Genomic DNA, 19,661 nt, shown 5'->3' with positions numbered 1-19,661 from the left:
TCTAGCTTCCATACAAGATTGGAGTTTTGACTTGCGACAGACCTGGCGGTGGTTCGGCCCGAAAGACCTTACCAGCATTGACGACATCACCCAGGCCGGTGCGGCGGGCGTGGTCAGCGCCCTGCATCATGTGCCCAATGGGCTGGTCTGGACGCCCGAGGAGATTGCCAAGCGCCACGGGGAAATCGCCCTGCGCCGGGACGGATCACCTTCCGGCCTGACATGGGATGTGGTGGAAAGCCTTCCGGTCAGCGAGGACATCAAGAAGCAGAAGGGCAATTGGCGCGCGCATATCGACAACTACAAGGTGTCGATGAAGCACCTTGCGGCCAGCGGCATCGAGACGATCTGCTACAATTTCATGCCCGTACTGGACTGGACCCGGACAGATCTGCGCTGGACCGTCGCCAATGGCGGCTCCTGCATGCGTTTCGACATCAATGACTTCGCCGCGTTCGACATCCATATTCTCCAGCGCCCGGGCGCCGCGGCCGACTTCACCAATGCCATTGCCGACGAGGCGGCGCGACGCTTCGAGGCGATGGACGATGACCAGAAGAAGCAGCTGGCGCGCAACGTGACCATGGGCCTTCCGGGCTCGACCGAATCCATGACGCTCGAAGACGTGCAGGCGCATCTGGACGAATACGGCGCCATCAGCCGCGAGCAGTTGCGGGCGCACTTCGTCGACTTCCTCGAAGAGGTGGTGCCGGTGGCCGAGGAACTGGGGCTGCGGCTCTGCTGCCACCCGGACGATCCGCCATTCTCCTTGCTCGGGCTGCCGCGCATCATGTCCACCGAGGCGGACTACAAGTATATTCTGGAGGCGGTGGACAGCCCCGCCAATGGCATGACGCTGTGTTCGGGTTCGCTGGGCGCGCGCCCCGACAATGATCTGCCCGGCATGATGGAGCGGTTCGGCCCCAAGGTTCACTTTCTGCATCTGCGGAACGTCAAGCGCGACAATGACGATATCGCCGGGTCGTTCTTCGAGGCCGAGCATCTGGGCGGCGATACCGACATGGTGGCACTGATTGCGGCCATCCTCACCGAGGAGCGTCGGCGCAAGGCCGAGGGCCGCAGGGACTGGGAAATCCCCATGCGTCCCGACCATGGGCAGGACATATTGGACGATCTTGGGCGCCGGTCGCAGCCGGGCTATCCCACGATCGGGCGGATGAAGGGCCTGGCGGAACTGCGCGGGGTTATGACGGCGCTCGAGCACGCCGAGTGGGGTCTGCGGTCGAACTGACGGTCCGCGCTGCCGCATTTGAAGCGCTAACCTCCGCACATACCCAAAATTAATGGGAAATGCCTATTGTGCGGGCATGTCCGCCCCCGGAGCTGCCTTTTCCCAGATCAACGGATTTGTCGACCGCGCAATTGGTGCGGACGGCCTGTCCGGGGCTTTGCGTGAAAAACTGCTGGGCCAGCAGCTTGCTTCGCTGGCGCTGATGGTCCCGGCCCTGATGGCGGCGTCGCTGATCGTCTCGGCGGTCTTCCTCGTGGTCACCTGGGGTCTGCCGAGCTTTCCGGTGCTCGCGGCGCTGATCGGCGCGATCAATCTGCTGCATCTATACGCCACCATGCTGGCCTCGCGCAGCAAGTCCGGCCAGGCGGTCGGACATGCAGCGACGCAGGTGGTTCTCCTGGCCTTGGCTGCGGGCGTACTTTGGGCCGTCGTGCTCTCCGTCCTGCCCGTGCAGCAGGACATGGCCATCCGCACCGTGGCGTTGCTGGGGGCAGGGGGTCTGCTCTGCGTGTCGCTGATTGCCCTCATCAACTATCCGCAGGCCCTGGCGGCCCTCACCATTCCGATCGTAGTGGGATCCCTGCGCGGGCTGACCGGCCTTGGGCAGTCTGGCGATATCCTGGTGCAGGGGACCCTGATCGGTGGTTTCACCTTCATCATGGTCACCGTGGTCTTCAACCATGCGGCGGCCTTCGTGGCCCTGCGCGCCTCGGAAATGCTTGTCGAGGAGAAGGGCCAGATCATCGGCCTGCTTTTGCGCGAGTTCGAGCAGACGTCATCGGATTGGGTTTGGGGCGTGGACGAGCTCGGCATTGTCAACCGCATCTCGGGTGGCTTTACCAAGGCCACCGGCGCGCCCGAGGCCGAGCTGATCGGCGCTGACTTCCTGGCATTCCTGCGCGATATCACAGCGCCTGGCGATCCACTGGTGCGTCAGGTTGAACGGGCCATTGCGGACCGTGAAACCTTTCAGGATGTTGAACTGCAGATCGTCATCACCGGGCAGGAATGCTGGTGGCGCCTGACGGGGAAACCGGCTTTCGACGACGCCGGGCAGTATCTGGGATATCTCGGCACGGGCTCCGATATCAGCGAGCGCAAGATCGCCGAGCGCCGGATCACGCTGCTTGCCCACCATGACTCGCTGACGGGGCTGCTGAACCGCACCAAGTTCACCGAGCAGCTGGGGCTGAATGTGGCGCGGCTGGAGCGGTATGGCACGCCGTTTTCGGTGATGTTCCTCGACCTCGACCAGTTCAAGGGCGTCAATGACAGCAAGGGGCACATGGCGGGCGATCGCCTGCTGGCCGAAGTTGCCGCTCGCCTGCAATTGCAGCTGCGCGACATCGACGTTGCCGCGCGACTGGGCGGCGACGAATTCGCCATCCTGTTGCCCGATGCCGGATCCGTCGAAGTGGTCGATGACCTGGCCAGCCGGCTCATCGGGGTCATGCGCGAACCCTTCATCATCGAGGGCGACATGTTCCTGATCGGGGCCAGCATCGGCATCGCCATGGCTCCCGATGACGGCATCCGTCCCGATCATCTGCTGCGCAATGCCGACCTGGCGCTCTATCGTGCCAAGGCCGATGGCCGCTCGACGCATCGCTTCTTCGAGAGCCAGATGGATTCCGAGCAAAGGGAGCGGCGCCTGATCGAGGCCGATCTGCGCGGCGCCATCGCCAGGAACGAACTGGTGCTGCACTACCAGCCCCTGGTGAGCGCCACCGACGGGCTGCCCACCGGATTCGAGGCGCTGGTTCGCTGGAACCATCCCACCCGCGGGCTGGTGCCACCGGCCGAATTCATTGCCATTGCCGAACAGTCAGACCTTATCGTCGATATCGGCGACTGGACCATCAATGCGGCCTGCATGGCGGCGGCGGCCTGGCCGGCGCATCTGACCGTTGCCGTGAACCTGTCGGCCCGGCACTTCCGGCGCTCGGACATCGGTCGGGTGGTGCAGAGTGCGCTCGGCAATTCGGGTCTGGCGCCCAGCCGGCTCGAAATCGAGATCACAGAGGGGCTGCTGATCGAGAACCCGGACGAGGTCATCGAGAAACTGGGTGAAATCCGCGCGCTGGGCGTGACCATTGCCATGGACGATTTCGGCACCGGCTATTCGTCCTTGAGCTATCTGCTCAAGTTTCCCTTCGACAAGATCAAGATTGATCGATCCTTCGTGGAGGCGTCCACCAGCGATCCGATCGCGCGCGATATCCTGCGTGCCATTGCCTCCATGGCCAAGACGCTCAAGCTCAAGATCACCGCCGAAGGCGTGGAGACAGCCGAGCAGGCGCGCTTCCTTTCGGAGATCGCCTGCCACCAATTGCAGGGCTTCTATTTCGCCCGGCCGCTGACGCCGGCCGACCTGCCGGCCTATCTGCTCTCCACCATCAGGCCGCGCACGGACCAACCGCCGGAAGCGCCGCGCGCCCTGGCCGGCTGATCAGTCTTCCAGGAGATATCCGCCGGCGCGCGCCGGGAGGATTTCCGTGCCCACGATCTTGGCGACAGAGGATCCCACGACCGCGTATTTGGCGCTGGCGCGCGAGAGAATGATGCCATCGGTGCCGGCCCGCAAAGGGTTGCGGCCGAGAAAGGCATCGGGGCCATCCATGGCGATGATGTCGGCGACGACATCGCCCTTTTTCACCCGGTCGCCCAGACCGACGCGATAGGCGAGCAGGCCGGGCCGGTCGGCGCGCAGCACTTCGGTGGCTTCAAATGGCGTTGGACCCGGCGCCGGCGTGGCGTCCGGCACGGTCGCATCGATCAGCCCGCGCCCGGCGAAGAAGTCATGAAGCCCCTGGGCATCCTCGCGACCCATGGCGTCATGGGTATCGGCCTGGCCGCGATATTCCAGCGTTGCGGTTTCCGCGCCCATGGGAATGGGAAAGCCGGGATTGGCGCGCTGGGCCTTGCGATAAAGATTGGGCAGGACCTCGTCGAAGGAGCCGCCGCCGCTGTCCTCGGCCGTCAAGGTCGCGGCCACCTGCATGCGATCGGCCAGGTCCTGCAGGCCCGGCATCAGGTCGGGCGAGGTGAAGATGTGCTTGAGGCTCTCGTCGTCGCAATGCAGGTCGAGCACGATATCGGCGTTATGGGCGGATTTGAGGATGGCAAGGCGCAACCGCTGGGCCGCCGTCGCCGGTCGCTGCTGGTCCAGCCAGGTGCCGACGGCGGTCCGAATGGTTCCGAGATTGGTTCGCTGATCGTCGGTCAGCTTGCCGGCAATCGCTTCGGCAATCTGCGGATAGAGATCGGGCCAGCGGCGATTGAAATTGACGCCGGTTTCCAGGTCGTAGCGGCCGATATGGCGGCGCAGGACGCGCGTTGCCAGGCCCAGCGGATTGACGGACGGGAATACCACGAAGCGGGCCTTCAGCCGTCCTGCGGCGTCGGCGTCGCGCAGCATGGGCAGCAGATGGTGCAGCGCCATGGTGCCCGGTTGCTCGTCGGCATGCATCGCCGCCTGCAGATGCACCTTTGTCGGGGCGTCTTCGGGGCCGGCCGTGTACCAATAAAGCGTGGTGGACTGGCCGGGCGCGTCGCCGGCCAGCACGGTGGTGTGCTGCTGGAAAGTCATTGTCTTAGCGTAACCATTTGGGGGCAAAGCGCAGGCCGGGCTGCGCGGGAAGGTGGCGCATCAGCCGCTGATAGACGAGGCCGAACAGGAAGAAGACCACCAGCGACACGGCCAGGAAATAGAGCGCGGCGACCGAGAAATGCAGGAAGGCATTGTAGTCGCGCTCGAACAGGGTTTTCGCGGTGATCATCAGGTCAGCCTGCGGCCCCACCACCGGCAGGGCGAAATAAACGATGGCGGTGGCGTGGAACAGGAACACCACTTCATTGGTATAGGCGGGCCAGGCCAGGCGAATGAGGTTGGGCCAGACCACGCGGCGGAATTGCTGGGACCGGCTCATGCCATAGGCGCGCGCCGCCTCGACGGCGCCACGCGGCACGGCCCTGAGCGCGCCATAGAAGATCTCGGCCGTGTAGGCGGCCGTGTTCAACACCAGCACCAGCGGCCCCATGAACAGGGGATGGAGCACGAAGCCCGATATCCCCAATGGCTTCCACAGCGTCAGGTTGAGCGAGAGCGCCAGGGAATAGAACATGAAGAACTGGATGAAGAGCGGCGAGCCCCGGAAGGCATAGATATAGCCGCGCGAGAGCGCATTGATGACCGGGTTGGACGACGCCTTGCCCAAAGCCAGGAAGATCGCCAGCACGAAGCCCAGGGGGATGGAGGCGGCGGCAAAGTAGATGTTGAATACCACTGCCGGGGCCATGAGGCCGAGATCGTTGCGCAAGCCCTCCATCACGCAGACACCCCGGTCAGGATGCCGCGTCCCGTGCGGCGCATGATCGCCTCGAAGGCGCGCTCGGAGAGCCAGGTGACGAGGATGTAGAAGACGAAGAGGACGAGATAGTAGCGCCAGCGCCAGTCGTCATGCACCAGGCCCACGGAGGGCAGGAAATTTGGCGCGCCAAGCCGATCGGCCCAGAGCACGATATCGGCGATCTGCAGCAGCGAGAGCAGCGAGGTGGCCTTGACGATCAGCATCCAGACATTGGAGAGGCCGGGCAGGGCATAGACCCACATCTGGCGGATATGCACGCGCCAGAGCACCTGGGAGGCACTCATGCCATAGGCCCGCGCTGCCTCCAGCTGCCCGGCAGGGACGGCGCGCATGGCGCCGTGAATGACATTGGTGGCAAAGGCGCCATAGACGAGGCCCAGCGACACGCTGGCGAGCAGCAGATATTCAGTGGTTCCCAGGAACCAGTTGGCGTCGCGGCAGGGGGGCCAGGGCGCCGTCTGGGCGGCGATGGCCTCGGGCGAACAGACCTGGGTGGAAACCAGCCATTCCACGCCCTGCTCAAAGGCCAGGGGGAAGAACAGGAAGAACAGCACGTCCGGCACGCCGCGGACAATGGACGAATAGGTCGTCCCGAGCAGGCGCAGCGGAAAGAAGCGGGAATTCTTGAGCGTCGCGCCGGTCAGGCCGAAGACGACGGCGAGTGCCCCGCCCAGAAGGGCAGCATAGACCGTGAACTGGAAACTGGCGTACCAGGTCAGGTGCTTGCCATTGGTGATGTAGCTGAGCCAGAAGGTCAGGTCTTCGGACATCCCGCCGCCCCTTGCGGTTTCAGCCTCTCCCGGGTGACCGGGAGAGGCGCGATTGAAAGGCCTTATTCGGCGAAGTACGGGCCCTTGCCCTCGAACCACTGGGCGATCAGCTTGTCCACGGTGCCGTCGGCCTTGAGCGTGGCCAGGGCCTCGTTGACCTTGGCCTTGAGGTCGGTGTCTTCCTTGCGGATGCCGGCGCCCACGCCGTTGCCGATCATCACGTCTTCGCCCACGAATTCGATCGCCCCGTTCGAAGCGGTCACGACCGGCTCGAGATAGGCGCCGTCGGCCAGGATGGTGTCGAGATTGCCCGCGGCCAGGTCAGCCATGGCCTGGTCGGCGGTGGTGAAGGTGACGATGGTATTGGCGCCGCCCAGGGTTTCCTCGGCATAGGCAGCCTGAATGGTGCCGCCCTGCACGCCGACGCGGGCGCCGGACAGGGCCGAGAAGTCGAGATTGGCGCCGGCAGCGGCGACGTATTTCGACGGATCGGGCGGGAAGTAATTGTCGGAGAAGTCGATGGTTTCGAGGCGCTCCTCGGTGATCGACATGCCGGCCATGATCAGGTCGTAGTTGCCCGCGAGCAGGTTCGGGATGATCGAATCCCAGTCATTGATGATCCACTCGCAGCTCAGGCCCGCGGTCTCGCAGATGGCATTGCCCAGATCGATTTCGAAGCCGGCCGGCTCGCCGGCATCATTGAGGAAGTTCCAGGGGGCATAGGCGCCCTCGGTAGCGATGCGTACGGTTTCCTGGGCAAAGGCCGGGGTGCCGAGCGCCAGGATGGCTGCTGCTGCCAGCATCATCTTCTTCATGGTCGTTCTCCGTTTGGTTGTTTGTTTCATTGTTGCGCCCGATGTGTCGGGTCGGTTCCCAAGGCCGCTACTCATGGTTGGCGGCATTGAGGAATTGCTTGAGACGGGCCGATCGGGTGGCGCCGAAGACGTCGTCGGGTGTTCCCTCTTCCTCCACCAATCCCTGGTGCAGGAAGATCACCCGGTCAGAGACCGAGCGGGCAAAATCCATGTCATGGGTCACCAGCACCATGGTGCGGCCCTCGTCGGCGAGCAGCTTGATGACGCGCAGCACTTCCACTTCTAGCTCGGGGTCGAGCGCGGATGTCGGCTCGTCGAACAGCATTACCCGCGGATTGATGCACAGGGCCCTGGCAATGGCGGCGCGCTGTTGCTGGCCGCCGGAAAGCTGGGCGGGATAGGCGTCGGCCTTGGCGCCGATGCCAACCTTGTCGAGCATGGCGCGGGCCTCGGCCTCGACTTCGGGCCGGGCGCGCTTCTGCACCACCAGGGGTGCTTCCATGACGTTTTCCAGAATGGTCATGTGCGCCCAGAGGTTGAAGGACTGGAACACCATGCCCAGCTCCGAGCGGATGCGGCGGATCTGGTTTTCGTCGCCGATGCGGCGGCCAGCGCCATCGCCCTTGAGGACAATGGCTTCACCATCGATCAACACGTCGCCGCGGTCGGGAACCTCGAGCATGTTGATGCAACGCAACAGGGTGGATTTGCCAGACCCCGACGACCCGATCAGGGAGATCACCTGCCCTTCGCTGGCGGCAAAGGAAATGCCCTTGAGCACTTCGAGCGCTCCGAAGGATTTGTGAATATCGCGCAGTTCAACGACCGGCGATGCCCCCGCAATGGCGGGTTCAGCCTGCTTCATGCTCACCGTTGGCCCAGTTCGGGCGCCTTCCTGACCGGCGATTGCCTTATTGTGGCTGGCAATCTTGACCGATTGGTAGAAAAGCAGAAGCCAGTGAGATAGCAAGCGAAAAAGCGGGTTTTGCCCGCGCCTGCGCGAGGGAAAGGCCTCTATGTTCTTTGTGCTCTCCAAACTGTTCTGGCTAATCGCCCAGCCTCTGAGCCTGGTGCTGCTGCTGGTGATCGCGGGGCTTGTGCTGCTGTTGATGGGCCGCCGGCGCAGTGCCGTTGTGCTGCATTCGGGTGCGATCCTGCTGCTGGCGCTCCTCACCTTCACCAGCCTGGGCTACGTGCTCATCCAGCCGCTGGAAAATCGTTTTGTGGTGCCCGATCCGCAGCCCGACCAGGTCAGCGCCATTGTCATGCTGGGTGGGGCGACCACGGCGCGACCGAGCGCTGCGCGCCAGACTGTGGCGCTGAACGAGGCGGGTGAGCGATTGACGACCACGCTGTGGCTGGCACGCCGCTACCCGGCCGCGCGGATCGTGCTCTCTGGCGGCGGCGGGTTGATGGTCCAAAGCGGGGAGAGCGAAGCGGAAACTGCGCGGCGCTTCTTTGTGGGGCTGGGCCTCGACGAAAGCCGGCTGGTGCTCGAAGGGGAGTCCCGCAACACCGCCGAGAACGCCGAGTTTACACGGGACCTTCTGGGCCAGGGCAGTGGCAAGATCATTCTCGTTACCTCGGCCTTTCATATGCCGCGTTCGGTGGGGCTGTTTCGCGCTGCCGGCGTCGATGTCGTGCCCTGGCCGACAGACTATCGCAGCAGTGGCAGCCAGGGCTTTGGGGTCGAGTTCACCGATCCAGACCAGAATTTCGACACGGCAAGCACTGCTATTCGAGAGTGGATCGGGCTGGCCGTCTATCGACTGACCGGGCAGATCGACAGCCTGTTCCCCGGCCCATGAAAAAACGGCGTCCGAGCGGACACCGTTTTGTTCCATTCAGGCCGAATTCCTGGACGTCAGGTCCGGCGGAAGAAGCCGATCACCAGCGAAATGACCAGGAAGGCCAGAAACAGGAAGAACAGGATCTGCGCAATACCGGCCGACGCGCCGGCGATACCGCCAAAACCAAGAACGCCGGCGATCAACGCGATCACCAGAAAGACGAGTGCATAATACAGCATGGGGATAACTCCATGTTTTGATCTTGCCTCATCAACGTGCTGGATCGTGTTCCAGTTCCGCAGCAAAGCAAAAAGGCCGGTTTGCACCGGCCTTTCGCAGTCTCAAATCTCAGCTCTTGATCAGGCGGCCGCCTTCGAGCCTTCGTCGAAGAACAGCGCCTGGCTGATTAGCGCCTTCACCATTTCGGGGTTGAAGGGCTTGGTGACGAGGAAGGTTGGCTCCGGTCGTTCGCCGGTCAGAAGGCGCTCGGGGAAGGCAGTGATGAAGATCACCGGCACCGAGTGAGTGTTGAGGATGTCATTGACCGCATCGATGCCCGAGCTGCCGTCGGCCAGCTGGATGTCGGCCAGGATCATGCGCGGGTTGGTCTGGTTGAACAGGGTCACCGCTTCCTTGTGGGTGCGGGCGATGCTGACCACCTTGTGCCCAAGGCTCTCCACCATCTGCTCGATATCCATGGCGATGAGCGGCTCATCCTCGATGATCATGATCTCAGTGGCCACCTGGCGGGAAATGTCGGTCGAGGCCTGGTCGAGCAGGGTGGCGAATTCGTCGTCACTGATCGAGAGGATTTCGGCGGCCTGGGAATGGCTGAACCCTTCCACAGCCACCAGCAGGAAAGCCTGGCGGGGCAGGGGGGCGAGATTGGCCAGGTTCGCGGCTGCGCGCTGTTCCCACGCAAAGCTCGATGAGGGTTCTGGCACGGATACGGCCGAGGAGGAAAAGAGCGCCGAAAACAGCTTGTAGAGGGCGATCCTGTCGCTCGAAGCTTCTGGGAACAGGGAAATGTCGGCAATCAAGGCTTCAAGGGTGGCGGCGACATAGGCATCGCCAGACGTCTGCGAGCCCGTTACGGCCCTGGAAAAACGCCGCAGATAGGGCAGGTGCGGTGCAATCCGCGTGGACAATGACATAGACGATAACTCCCAGAGTGACGCTTTTGGGTTCTTGAACCTCACGAAGGCCCAAAACGTGGGTCTCCAAGAAAAGTTCCCGGGTGGTGGAACTTTTGTGCTTCGGTGTGCATTTGTTGCAGCGAAATACATGGATCCATGACTGATCGGTCGAACAAGGCATGAAAAAGGATAATCTGGTGACCCAGCAACGTGTGCGCATGCAGGCGGGGCGGGCGGATGACGGGCTCGGTCCAACGACTGACATCGGTTCGCGTCTGCGTGCGCTTTATGGTGCCGTTCAGGACGAAGGTGTCCCCGAGCAGTTGCTTGACCTGCTCGAAAAGCTCGACAATGTCGAGAAGGCCCAGGGCGGCAAGTCGTCCGATCGGGACGGGGAGTAACAGCATGGGTGCGGAAGGAACTTCCTTCAAGCGCGAAATGCTTGCGACCTTGCCCAGTCTGCGCGCTTTCGCCGTATCGCTGACCGGCAAGCACGACAAGGCAGACGATCTGGTCCAGGACACCGTCATGAAGGCCTGGGCCAAGCAGTCCAGCTTCGAGATGGGCACCAATATCAAGGCTTGGCTCTTCACCATCCTGCGCAATGAATTCTACAGCCAGATGCGCAAGCGCGGCCGCGAGGTGCAGGACAGCGATGGTGTGTTCACCGAGCGGCTTTCGGTGCATCCCTCGCAATATGGCTCGATGGATCTCGAGGATTTCAAGGCGGCGCTGTCCAAGCTGCCCGATGACCAGCGCGAAGCGATCATTCTGATCGGGGCCTCGGGTTTTTCTTATGAAGAAGCAGCGGCAATCTGCGATTGCGCGGTCGGAACGATGAAGAGCCGCGTCAGTCGGGCACGCACGCGGCTGACCGAACTGCTCAAGATCAGCGGTGAATCCGACTATGGTCCGGACGCAGTCTCGGCTCAGGTCACCTCGGGCAACGGGTTCTGATCGAGCCGTCTTGCGATCGCCTCAGCGAGGTCATGGTCGGGGATGGGCTTGACGATGACGGGTGTGCCGGGCAATTCCGGCACACCAAAGGACAGTCGCGCATCGGCCGACAGGCCAAGCACCGGAATCCCGCTTTGCGAGAGCTGCCGCGCGAACTCGATCAATTCGGGGCGGTTGGATTCCAGTTCGACGATGGCCAGCGCGGCGGTGTTCCATTTGGCCACCTTGTCCAGCGCTTCGCTGGCGCTGTTGGCGAGCACGGTCGCTGCGCCCAGCTGTTCGAGAACGGCCTGGATGCCCAGCGCGATGATGAATTCGGTCTCAACGATGAGAACCGTGCGGCCGGCCAGCATGATCACGCTTTCTGCCGGAGCAACGCGCCGGTCCATATGGACAGCGGGCAAGCCCGGCCTGTTTTGGCGCGCCCAGTATCGGGAAGAACAGTGGCGACTCTTCCGCGAAACGCTCCGGTGAACGGACTTGATCGCCCGGGGCCCATGCCTCTGTCATTTAACTTTGACATATGGAACGCAGATGGACGTTGGGGCGTTGATGGTCCGGACTTTCCAAGCGTCAGGAAATCTCGTGAGTCTCGTTCTTCCCTCAACCGGGCGCCGCGTGCCCTGCGAGCAATGCCCGCTGCGCCCGCTGGCGTCCTTTCGGGACTTCACCCCCAGCGAGTTGAAATTCGTCTCGAGCTTCAAGACCGGCGAAATGACGGCCGAGGCCGGCGCGGTCATTCTCTCGGAGGGCGCTCACAGCGCCCATCTCTTTACACTGCTCTCGGGCTGGGCCTTCCGCTTCAAGATGCTTGATGACGGGCGGCGGCAGATTCTCAACTATCTCCTGCCCGGTGACCTGGTTGGCCTGCAGGGATCGGTGATCGGGGAGATGGAGCATTCGGTCGAGGCGCTGTCGCCCCTGGTGCTCTGCGTCTTCCAGCGCGATCGGCTGGACGAGCTGTTCCGCAACCATCCCGGCCTCGGTTTCGACGTGACCTGGCTGGCGGCGCGGGAAGAGCGCATGCTGGACGACCACCTGCTCAGCCTGGGACGACGGACGGCGCTGGAGCGCGCTGCCTACCTCCTGGCCTTCCTTCATGAACGAGCCATGTCGCTTGGGCTTGGCACGACCAATGTGCACATCCCGCTCACCCAGCAGCACGTCGCCGACACGCTGGGCCTGTCCATCGTTCACACCAACAAGACATTGCGCAAGCTCACCAATAGGGGGCTGATCCGATGGCTGGGCCGGAGTTGCCAGGTGCTGGATGCTGCCGAACTGGCGCGCGTGGCGGGCTGGGACAACACGGTCGAACGCATCCGGCCGCTCATCTAGGATGCGGGCCTCAATGCTGCCATGGGTGACAGTCAATGCTAGAACCGCTCCCGATCTCGTTGCCGGTGGGTGCAGGAGATGGACGTAGTGGCGGATCAGGGCTTCAGTGCGGATGCAGCCAGACCCGGGTGGCCGGGAGGCAGGCGACTGGCCGTGTGGGTGTCGCTGGCGCTGATCTGCCTGGCGGCCCTCGCCGCGCTCCTGCTGATGCAGGGCATTGACCGGCAGCTTGGCGATATCACCAAGACCTATGCGGTGCGCAATGCGGCGCGCGAATTGACCCATGCTCTCAGCCAGGCCGAGGCCAGCCAGCGTGGCTATCTGCTCACGGCCGATCCGCAGTTCCTACCGCCCTATCGCGAGGCCGTCTCCAGTCTCGACCGCCGGGTGGCGGCCCTGCTCGAGATGACGGCCGATGATCCGGGCCAGAGCGCCCGGGTCACGAGCATTACCGGCGATATCTCCAGCAAGATGGCGGAGATGAACCGCACGGTCGAGCTGGTGACGACCCAGCGCGCCGAGGAAGCGCAGACGCTGACCGAAACGGGCATGGGTGCCAGGTTGATGGCTGAGGTCAGTGCCACGCTCGAAGACTTCATCGCCGAGGAGGATGCCAAGCTCACCAGCCGCAACCTGGCGATCGACCAGACCCGCACCGGGCTGGTCGCCGCCCTGATCGCGGCCCTCGCAGCCGCCGTGGTCCTGGCCTACTCGTTGCTGCGACGGACGCAGCGGCAGGTGAGCGTGCTGGCGCAACGTCACCGGGGGCTCCTGAGCCAGAAAGAGGCCTTGGAGGCGGAGGTCGCCGAGCGGACACGTGACATCGAGGAGGCGCGGGCCCATGCCGACCGGGAGCGCCAGCGGGTCGAGGCCCTGTTGCAGGATACCAATCACCGGATCGGCAATTCCCTGGCCACCGTGTCATCGCTGCTGGCGCTGCAGATGATGCGCAGCCAGTCCGAACCGGTGCGCGCGGCCCTCGAGGCGGCGCGGTTGCGGGTGCACGCCGTGGCTTCCGCTCATCGCCGCCTGCGGCTGGGCGATGACCTGGAGACGGCCAGCGCCAATGAGTTCCTGTCTGCCGTGCTCGAAGACATCGCTGCCACCCAGACCGATGGCGAACGCATCGTGGTGGTGGGGGAGCTGGCGCCCATCGAGGTCAGCGCGCGCGATGCCACCACGCTCGGCATCCTGGTGGGCGAGCTGGTGACCAATGCGCTCAAATATGCATTCCCCGAGGGACGCGAAGGCCGGATTGTGGTGCAGCTCGATCGTAGTCGCGAAGGCGTGCCCGTGCTGTGCGTGCGCGACAATGGCGTAGGCATGCCCCCCGGGCACGAGGCGACCGAGGCTGGGCTGGGCTCGGTCATCGTTCGGCAGCTGGCAGGGCAGTTCGGCGGCGAGCCCATCTATTCGGTTCCCGAAGGGGGCGGTGTCGAGGTCAAGGTAGTGCTGCCGGAATTGGGCAGCCCGGCCATCCGTGTCGAAGAGGTCGCCCTGTGAAAGTTCGCGCCATTCTCAATCGCGACGGTGGCACGTTGCGCACCACGGACCTGGATGCGCTGTGCGCCCGAGCCGTGGACCTGTTCGGCCGGCATGGTCATGAACTTGAGTGCCGCGTGGTCGCGGGCAGCAGCGTGGAGGCCGAACTCGATGCAGCGGCCGCCGATCCGGCTATCGACGCCGTTGTTGCCGGTGGTGGCGACGGGACGATATCTGCTGCGGCTTCTTCGGCCTTCCGAAGCGGAAAGCCCCTGGGCGTGCTGCCTGCGGGCACAATGAACCTGTTCGCGCGGTCCCTCGGCATGCCACTGGACCTCGACACGGCGTTGGCCGCCATCGCGGCAGGGGCGGTCAGCAAGGTCGATATTGCCACGGCCAATGGACGCCCCTTCGTGCATCAGTTCGGGGTGGGCATCCATGCCCGTCTGGTGCGCATCCGCAATGGCATGGTCTATCGCAGCCGGGTCGGCAAGATGCTCGCCAGTCTGCGCGCCATTTTTGCGTCCGCGGTCAATCCGCCCCGCTTCGAGGTGGAACTGCATGCCGAAAAGGGGGAAATGCGCCTCACCGCCACAGGGGTGGCCATTTCGAACAACCCGCTCGACGAGAGCCCGGTGCCCATCGCAGAAACGCTCGATTCAGGCGTCCTGGGTGTCTATGTGGCCAGAAGTGTCACAACCAATGAGCTGCTCAGCCTGGTGCTGGATGTGATGACGGGGCGGTGGCGGGCCAATCCGGCGGTGCGCGAAACCGAAGTGCGCGATCTGGTGCTTCGCTTCCCCAGGCGCAAGCGCGGGACCCACGCGGTGGTCGATGGCGAGCTGATCGATCTCGAGACCGAGGTGACGCTCGAAATCCACCCGGGCGCGCTGTCAGTCATCCGGCCGGTCCTGGGAACCGACCGCTGAAGCACGACAACCTCAGTCGTCGTCCTTGGAATCGTGCAGCAGGGCAAAGACGGCCAGGGCAGCGGCAGGAAGGCCCAGTTTCAGCAGCAGGGGGGAACGCGCGAGCAGGGGCAGCGCCGTAATGGCGGCCGTCGAGATCAGCGCGCCGGTCTCGCTGGCCCGGCGGCGCTTTGCCAGCTTCTGCTCCCGGCGTCGGCGGACCACCAGGGCGACAAGGTAGACGACCAGCGCCATGAATAGAAAACCGCCCGCCATGATCAGCGCGGCGATGATGGCTCCCAGGCGTTCGGCCAGCGCAATATAGCCCGCGGCCACGAGAAAGGCGGCCGCGGCGAACACGCAGATCGATATGAGGCCATAGACCAGCGCCGAGAACTTGGCGCGGTTGACCAGGTTATCGACCTCGAGACCGAGCAGCGAGGCGAGCTGCGCAACCAGGCCCATGGTCAGTGCCGGGTCAGCAGGGCCAGTACGAACCCGACGCCGGCGGCCGCTGCCACCGCGGTCAGAGGTTTTTCGCGGATCGTGTCCTTGAGTTGCTTTTCCACTTCACCGGCTTGGTCCTGGGCTTCATTGAGCATCTGCTGTCCCTTGGCCTGCAGATGTTTCACTTCCGCGCTGGCCAGGGACCGGGCCTGGCCGACCTTTTCTCCGGTCAGCTTGGCGAGCGTATCGCTGATCGCCATGAGGTCGGCCTGCAGCTGGGCCACCTGGGCTTCGAGCTGCTCTTCGCGGGTAGCCGGGGTCTTGGTGGTAGCGGTGCTGCGGCCGCCATTGCCAGTCTTGCGGCGGTTCGGGGCCATGTCAGAGGTGGTTGCCATCGGGCGCTCCTTGTTCGATGTGGCCACAACGCCTTGGCCGCTGCCGGAGTTCCCCAGCAACCGGTTGTGAGCGAAAAAGAAGTCCCGACAAGCAGGCGCTTGCCGGGACAAAGGGCGCGGACCGAAAAGGGGGGCGACCATCGGTCCGCTGAAGGGCACGTTCCCTTTTCAAGGGATACCAGAGGGACCTGGTGTGCCCGTTTGGGGATAGGATCTGATGCTAGAAGCGTCCCATGAGGACCAGGATCAGCACCACGACCAGAACGACGCCGAGGATGCCCGAGGGGAAGTAGCCGAAGCCACGCGAATAGCCCCAGGTCGGCAACGCGCCGATGAGCAGCAGAATGAGAATGATGATCAGAATAGTGCCGAGTGTCATGAAACCCTCCTAAGAACTCGGGAAACCGGTGCGCTGTTCGACCCTAGACCAGCGCGACCAGCAGGGCGGTGGCAGTCGCCAGGATCAGCGAAGCGGGCAGGAGGGCCATGGCCACTTCAGCAAAACGAGGGTGATGATCGAATGCGTGGTCGGTCCACACTGCAGCCTTGGCGCGGCTGTGACGGTCATGGTGCCTGATCTGTGAAGTGTACATTTCCATGTCTCCTGCGACCCGGTTTGCCGGATCTTTCCTGGCGGAGCCATTCGGCCCGCGTGCCAAGAGAACGGGGACAATGTGAAAATGGTTCCGTGGCGATATTACTCGACGCGGAGCACGTCGACCGACTGCCTGGTCTCGTGCGAGCCATGGGTGCGCAATACCCCGACAATGGGCGAAATGTCGGCATAGTCCCGGCCATGTCCGATGGAGATGTGGTCGGGCCCCGCGATCATGTTGTTGGTGGGGTCGAATTCCACCCAGCCCACATGCTGGCCGCACCAGGCGCGCACCCAGGCATGCATGGCGTCGGCACCTTCCAGACGCGGCTTGCCGGGGGGCGGATTGGTGCGCAGGAACCCCGATACATAGCCAGCGGGAATGCCCATGCCGCGCAGGCCGGCAATCATCATATGCGCGAAGTCCTGGCACACGCCGCGGCGCAGGGCAAAGGCTTCGGCCGGCCGCGTCTCCACGTCTGTGGCCTTGGGGTCGTATTCGAAGTCCTTGTGGATCGCCGTGCACAGCGCGGTTGCCATGGACAGGGTTGTCTGCTCGCCGCCGGTCACGTCGCGCGCATAGTCGGTAATGGCCGGCACGATCTGGACGCGGGGCGAAGCGGCCAGGAAATGCTGGGGGCTGGTCGGGGCGATGGACCAGTATTGCCCGATCTCGCGCGCCAATTGTGGCAGGGGTGGCGAGAGGTCGGCCGGTGGGGTCAGGTCCTCGACCTGCACCCGTGCCGACAGGCGGATGACCAGCTGTTCGTGCGGATCGGTCATGGTGATGGCGGTGACCGCATTGCCGAAGAAGTCGAGGAAGCCGCTTTGTCGGGACGGTGCCGGATCGACGGTCAGGGAGGCGGCGATGACACGCTGGACCCCGGGGACATTGGCCGGCGCCACACGGATATGGTGGCGTCCGCCATGCACGGGCGCGTCGTAGTCGTATTCGAGGGTGAGGCGGATGTCGTAGAGCATGTACCGGCCGCTCAGGTGAAGTAGGCCGCGGCGATAAGCCCGGAGAGCATGCCGATGTCGCCCGCCAGCTGGTCCAGCCGCTCGGGCGTCAACTGGTGCGGCTCGGCGATGACCAGATCGGTATGGATTTGCAGTGCCAGCTTGGCGGCGGGAGACAGCTGGTCGTCCTCGATGCCGCCGGGCAGGGTCTCGACCTGGTTGCGCAGCTCGGTCAGCTGGAACAGCACCGAACGGGGATTGAGCGGGTCGAGGACCAGCAGGTCGATAACGCTCTGCGTGCCGGCGCTCACCGAATAGCGGCGGCGATGCGACATGACGCTGTCGCCGATCTCGAGCAGCATTTCGAGCGATCCGTCAGGCGCCTCGGGTGCCGTCAACCATGCCGTGGCGCGGGCGATCTGGATAGCGCGCTCCAGGCGCCGGCCCAGTTCGAGAAAGCGCCAGCCGGCAAAGCGATACATGTTCTCGTGCACGAGGCCGGAAAAGCCGGCCAGCTTGCGCAGCAGCACCGTCATGGCCCGGGTGGAATCGTCGCCGGTGCTGATGCGGGTCGCAAAGCGCCGGGCGGTCTTCTGCAGGTCATTGAGCGCCAGCCAGCCATCGGGCGAGAAGCGGTCCCGGATCTGACCAGCGCTATGCACCGCGCTGTCAATCGAGGCCAGCAGGCCCTGCGGCATGGCCTCGGAGGCATCGACATCGAGCGTGTCGAGAAAGGCCGCGCAATGGGTGAGAATGGGCAGGTCGGGCTTGGACAATTCGGCCAGCCGGGCATTATAGGCCCGAAGGATGCGCACCGTGGCCTCGCAGCGCTCGGCATAGCGCCCGAGCCAGATCAAATTGTCGGCGGCTCGGCTGGGCAGGCTTCCGGGCGTGTTGCGCACCAGCTTTTGCCCTTCGCGCGGCAGCAGCGACACCGGTTCTACCGGTTTTGTGGATAGCACCCAGACGTCGGCAGCCTGACCGCCGCGCTGCATGGCAAGGGCCGTGGTGTCGGTGGTGGAGCCGACGCGGGCGAAGCCCCCGGGCATGATGGTCCAGCCGTCGTCGGTACGAGCGGCATAGACGCGCAGGGTGATGGGGCGCGGCTCCAGCCGGCCATCGACATAGACCGGGGCGGTCGAAAGCCGCACCGGCTCCTGCCCGACATAGGCGCCGCCCTGTTGGCTGATCCGGTGCTGGAGCTCGGCCTTCTGCTCGGCGGTCATGGCGGCGCCCAGCGCGGTCCCGCGCAGATCGTCGAACGGCAATTGCGTCGAGAAGGCCGGGCCGATCATCAGGCTGTCGAAATTGTCGAGCACGAATTCACGCTCGGCGCCCTGGCCGCACCACCAGGTCGCGATTTCGGGCAGTTCGAGGCCGGTGCCCAGCAGGTGCTTGCAGAGGCGCGGCATGAAGGCCGCCAGGGCCCGCGTTTCGAGAATGCCGGTGCCCAGCGCATTGATCATCGAAATCGAGCCTGAGCGTAGTGCCTCGACCATGCCGGGCGTGCCGATATGGCTGTCATAGCGCAGTTCGAGCGGGTCGGCGAAGCTGGCATCGAGCCGGCGCCAGAGCACGCTGACCGGCTTCAGGCCCGCCACCGTCCGCACCATGACCTGGCCATCCTCGACCACTAGGTCCTCGCCCTCGAGCAGCATCAGGCCGAGATAGCGGGCAATATAGGCGTGTTCGAAATAGGTCTCGTTGAGCTGGCCGGGCGTCAGGATACCGACGCGGCCGCCATCGCGCCGGGCATGGGCAAACAGCGTATCGCGGAAACCCCGGAAGAAGCCGGCGAGCCGGTTGATGTTGAGGCCGCCATAGACGTCCGAGAGCGCGCGCGTGGTAGCGACGCGGTTTTCCAGCGCAAAGCCGGCACCGGAAGGGGCTTGCGTGCGGTCGCCCAACACCCACCAGGCGCCGTCCGGTCCGCGCCCGAGTTCAAAGGCGCAGAAATGCAGATAGTGGCCGCTCACCGGCTGCACTCCCACCATGGGGCGCAGGAATTCGGCGTTCTGGGCGATCAGTTCGGGCGGCAGCAGGCCTTCCTGCACCAGACTGTTGTTGCCGTAGATATCTGCAACGATGCGTTCGAGCAGTTCGGCGCGCTGGGTCAGCCCGCTCGAAATCTGCACCCAGTCGGCTTCGTCGATCAAAAGCGGAATATGGGCCAGCGGCCAGGCGCGCTCCTTGCCCTCGGCGCCGTCATATTTGCGGTAGAACACCCCGGCATCGCGCAGATATTGATCGGCGCGCTCGAAGCGGGCGGCCAGTTCGGTGGGGCCCAGGGCGTCAAAGGCAGACATGAGCTGGTCCCAGCCGGGCCGAATGGCGCCGGACGGGTCGATCATCTCGTCCGGCACGCCGGGCAGCAGGCGGTAATCAGCGATGATGCTGGGGCCGGCCGGGGGCTTGCCGCGGGTCTGCTGATTCCGCGAACTCATGG

Annotated in this window: 22 protein-coding genes; 8 read left to right on the top strand and 14 right to left on the bottom strand. The window is 64.2% G+C overall.

Annotation, left to right across the window (positions count from 1 at the left end; translation table 11 throughout):
- Positions 1 to 31 precede the first annotated feature (31 nt).
- Together uxuA and K1X15_RS15025 are read left to right on the top strand one after the other, a co-directional pair.
- Positions 32 to 1,252 (top strand): mannonate dehydratase, encoded by a 1,221-nt coding sequence (gene uxuA / locus K1X15_RS15030; protein WP_220304423.1) that lies wholly within the window; start codon positions 32 to 34, stop codon positions 1,250 to 1,252.
- 76 nt (positions 1,253 to 1,328) lie between these two features.
- Positions 1,329 to 3,701: a putative bifunctional diguanylate cyclase/phosphodiesterase gene (locus K1X15_RS15025; RefSeq protein ID WP_220304422.1), complete on the top strand. Its 2,373-nt coding sequence runs from the start codon at positions 1,329 to 1,331 to the stop codon at positions 3,699 to 3,701.
- Here the strand turns inward: K1X15_RS15025 and K1X15_RS15020 are convergent, their stop codons facing one another.
- The 5 genes from K1X15_RS15020 to K1X15_RS15000 all read right to left on the bottom strand — a co-directional run bounded on the left by K1X15_RS15020 (position 3,702) and on the right by K1X15_RS15000 (position 8,072).
- On the bottom strand, positions 3,702 to 4,841 hold the full coding sequence (locus tag K1X15_RS15020; RefSeq protein ID WP_220304421.1) for a succinylglutamate desuccinylase/aspartoacylase family protein: 1,140 nt from the start codon (positions 4,839 to 4,841) through the stop codon (positions 3,702 to 3,704). It lies immediately after the preceding gene.
- A gap of 4 nt (positions 4,842 to 4,845) precedes the next feature.
- Entirely contained in the window at positions 4,846 to 5,580 is a 735-nt protein-coding gene (locus K1X15_RS15015) for an ABC transporter permease subunit (RefSeq protein WP_220304420.1), read from the bottom strand.
- Positions 5,580 to 6,392, bottom strand: a complete 813-nt coding sequence (locus K1X15_RS15010) for an ABC transporter permease subunit (protein WP_220304419.1) — start codon at positions 6,390 to 6,392, stop codon at positions 5,580 to 5,582. The genes K1X15_RS15015 and K1X15_RS15010 overlap by 1 nt, the downstream gene beginning before the upstream one ends.
- Positions 6,393 to 6,454: 62 nt before the next feature.
- Positions 6,455 to 7,207 carry a transporter substrate-binding domain-containing protein gene (locus K1X15_RS15005; protein ID WP_220304418.1) on the bottom strand — a complete coding sequence of 251 codons (753 nt, stop codon included), beginning with the start codon at positions 7,205 to 7,207 and terminating at the stop codon, positions 6,455 to 6,457.
- Between the two features lie 67 nt (positions 7,208 to 7,274).
- On the bottom strand, positions 7,275 to 8,072 hold the full coding sequence (locus K1X15_RS15000; RefSeq protein WP_220304417.1) for an ABC transporter ATP-binding protein: 798 nt from the start codon (positions 8,070 to 8,072) through the stop codon (positions 7,275 to 7,277).
- Between the two features lie 151 nt (positions 8,073 to 8,223).
- On the opposite strand from K1X15_RS15000, the gene K1X15_RS14995 reads away from it, so the two are divergent.
- On the top strand, positions 8,224 to 9,015 hold the full coding sequence (locus K1X15_RS14995; protein WP_220304416.1) for a YdcF family protein: 792 nt from the start codon (positions 8,224 to 8,226) through the stop codon (positions 9,013 to 9,015).
- Between the two features lie 56 nt (positions 9,016 to 9,071).
- On the opposite strand, the gene K1X15_RS14990 is transcribed toward K1X15_RS14995, so the two are convergent.
- Entirely contained in the window at positions 9,072 to 9,236 is a 165-nt protein-coding gene (locus tag K1X15_RS14990; protein ID WP_220304415.1) for a DUF1328 domain-containing protein, read from the bottom strand.
- A gap of 120 nt (positions 9,237 to 9,356) precedes the next feature.
- Positions 9,357 to 10,151: a response regulator gene (locus K1X15_RS14985; RefSeq protein WP_220304414.1), complete on the bottom strand. Its 795-nt coding sequence runs from the start codon at positions 10,149 to 10,151 to the stop codon at positions 9,357 to 9,359.
- A 161-nt stretch (positions 10,152 to 10,312) separates the two neighbouring features.
- Between K1X15_RS14985 and K1X15_RS14980 the strand changes: the two genes are divergently transcribed.
- Both K1X15_RS14980 and K1X15_RS14975 read left to right on the top strand, forming a co-directional pair.
- Positions 10,313 to 10,534, top strand: a complete 222-nt coding sequence (locus K1X15_RS14980) for a NepR family anti-sigma factor (RefSeq protein WP_276315268.1) — start codon at positions 10,313 to 10,315, stop codon at positions 10,532 to 10,534.
- A 4-nt stretch (positions 10,535 to 10,538) separates the two neighbouring features.
- Positions 10,539 to 11,090, top strand: coding sequence for an RNA polymerase sigma factor (locus K1X15_RS14975; RefSeq protein WP_220304413.1), 552 nt, complete (start codon positions 10,539 to 10,541; stop codon positions 11,088 to 11,090).
- On the opposite strand, the gene K1X15_RS14970 is transcribed toward K1X15_RS14975, so the two are convergent.
- A complete protein-coding gene (locus K1X15_RS14970) occupies positions 11,063 to 11,494 on the bottom strand; it encodes a response regulator (protein ID WP_220304412.1) in 432 nt (143 codons plus the stop codon). The two genes, K1X15_RS14975 and K1X15_RS14970, sit on opposite strands and share 28 nt — an antisense overlap.
- Positions 11,495 to 11,675: 181 nt before the next feature.
- Between K1X15_RS14970 and K1X15_RS14965 the strand changes: the two genes are divergently transcribed.
- The 3 genes from K1X15_RS14965 (at position 11,676) to K1X15_RS14955 (ending at position 14,839) form a co-directional block, all read left to right on the top strand.
- Entirely contained in the window at positions 11,676 to 12,428 is a 753-nt protein-coding gene (locus tag K1X15_RS14965) for a Crp/Fnr family transcriptional regulator (RefSeq protein WP_240549509.1), read from the top strand.
- A gap of 78 nt (positions 12,429 to 12,506) precedes the next feature.
- On the top strand, positions 12,507 to 13,931 hold the full coding sequence (locus tag K1X15_RS14960; protein ID WP_220304410.1) for a sensor histidine kinase: 1,425 nt from the start codon (positions 12,507 to 12,509) through the stop codon (positions 13,929 to 13,931).
- Positions 13,928 to 14,839, top strand: coding sequence for a diacylglycerol/lipid kinase family protein (locus tag K1X15_RS14955; RefSeq protein WP_220304409.1), 912 nt, complete (start codon positions 13,928 to 13,930; stop codon positions 14,837 to 14,839). Before K1X15_RS14960 ends, K1X15_RS14955 begins: the two co-directional genes overlap by 4 nt.
- 12 nt (positions 14,840 to 14,851) lie before the next feature.
- On the opposite strand, the gene K1X15_RS14950 is transcribed toward K1X15_RS14955, so the two are convergent.
- From K1X15_RS14950 to K1X15_RS14925, 6 genes are all read right to left on the bottom strand, one after another.
- Entirely contained in the window at positions 14,852 to 15,283 is a 432-nt protein-coding gene (locus tag K1X15_RS14950; protein ID WP_220304408.1) for a hypothetical protein, read from the bottom strand.
- Positions 15,284 to 15,285: 2 nt separating this feature from the next.
- On the bottom strand, positions 15,286 to 15,660 hold the full coding sequence (locus K1X15_RS14945; protein ID WP_220304407.1) for an ElaB/YgaM/YqjD family protein: 375 nt from the start codon (positions 15,658 to 15,660) through the stop codon (positions 15,286 to 15,288).
- A gap of 220 nt (positions 15,661 to 15,880) precedes the next feature.
- A complete protein-coding gene (locus tag K1X15_RS14940; RefSeq protein WP_220304406.1) occupies positions 15,881 to 16,039 on the bottom strand; it encodes a DUF3309 family protein in 159 nt (52 codons plus the stop codon).
- A gap of 43 nt (positions 16,040 to 16,082) precedes the next feature.
- A complete protein-coding gene (locus tag K1X15_RS14935) occupies positions 16,083 to 16,253 on the bottom strand; it encodes a hypothetical protein (protein ID WP_220304405.1) in 171 nt (56 codons plus the stop codon).
- A gap of 104 nt (positions 16,254 to 16,357) precedes the next feature.
- Positions 16,358 to 17,236 carry a transglutaminase family protein gene (locus K1X15_RS14930; protein ID WP_220304404.1) on the bottom strand — a complete coding sequence of 293 codons (879 nt, stop codon included), beginning with the start codon at positions 17,234 to 17,236 and terminating at the stop codon, positions 16,358 to 16,360.
- Positions 17,237 to 17,247: 11 nt separating this feature from the next.
- Positions 17,248 to 19,659 (bottom strand): circularly permuted type 2 ATP-grasp protein, encoded by a 2,412-nt coding sequence (locus tag K1X15_RS14925; protein WP_220304403.1) that lies wholly within the window; start codon positions 19,657 to 19,659, stop codon positions 17,248 to 17,250.
- Positions 19,660 to 19,661 lie beyond the last annotated feature (2 nt).

It is taken from the genome of Devosia salina (assembly GCF_019504385.1).
GTDB classification, from domain to species: domain Bacteria; phylum Pseudomonadota; class Alphaproteobacteria; order Rhizobiales; family Devosiaceae; genus Devosia; species Devosia salina.
The sequence above is the reverse complement of the archived record's forward strand: the minus strand, read 5'-3'. Positions and strand labels throughout refer to the sequence as shown.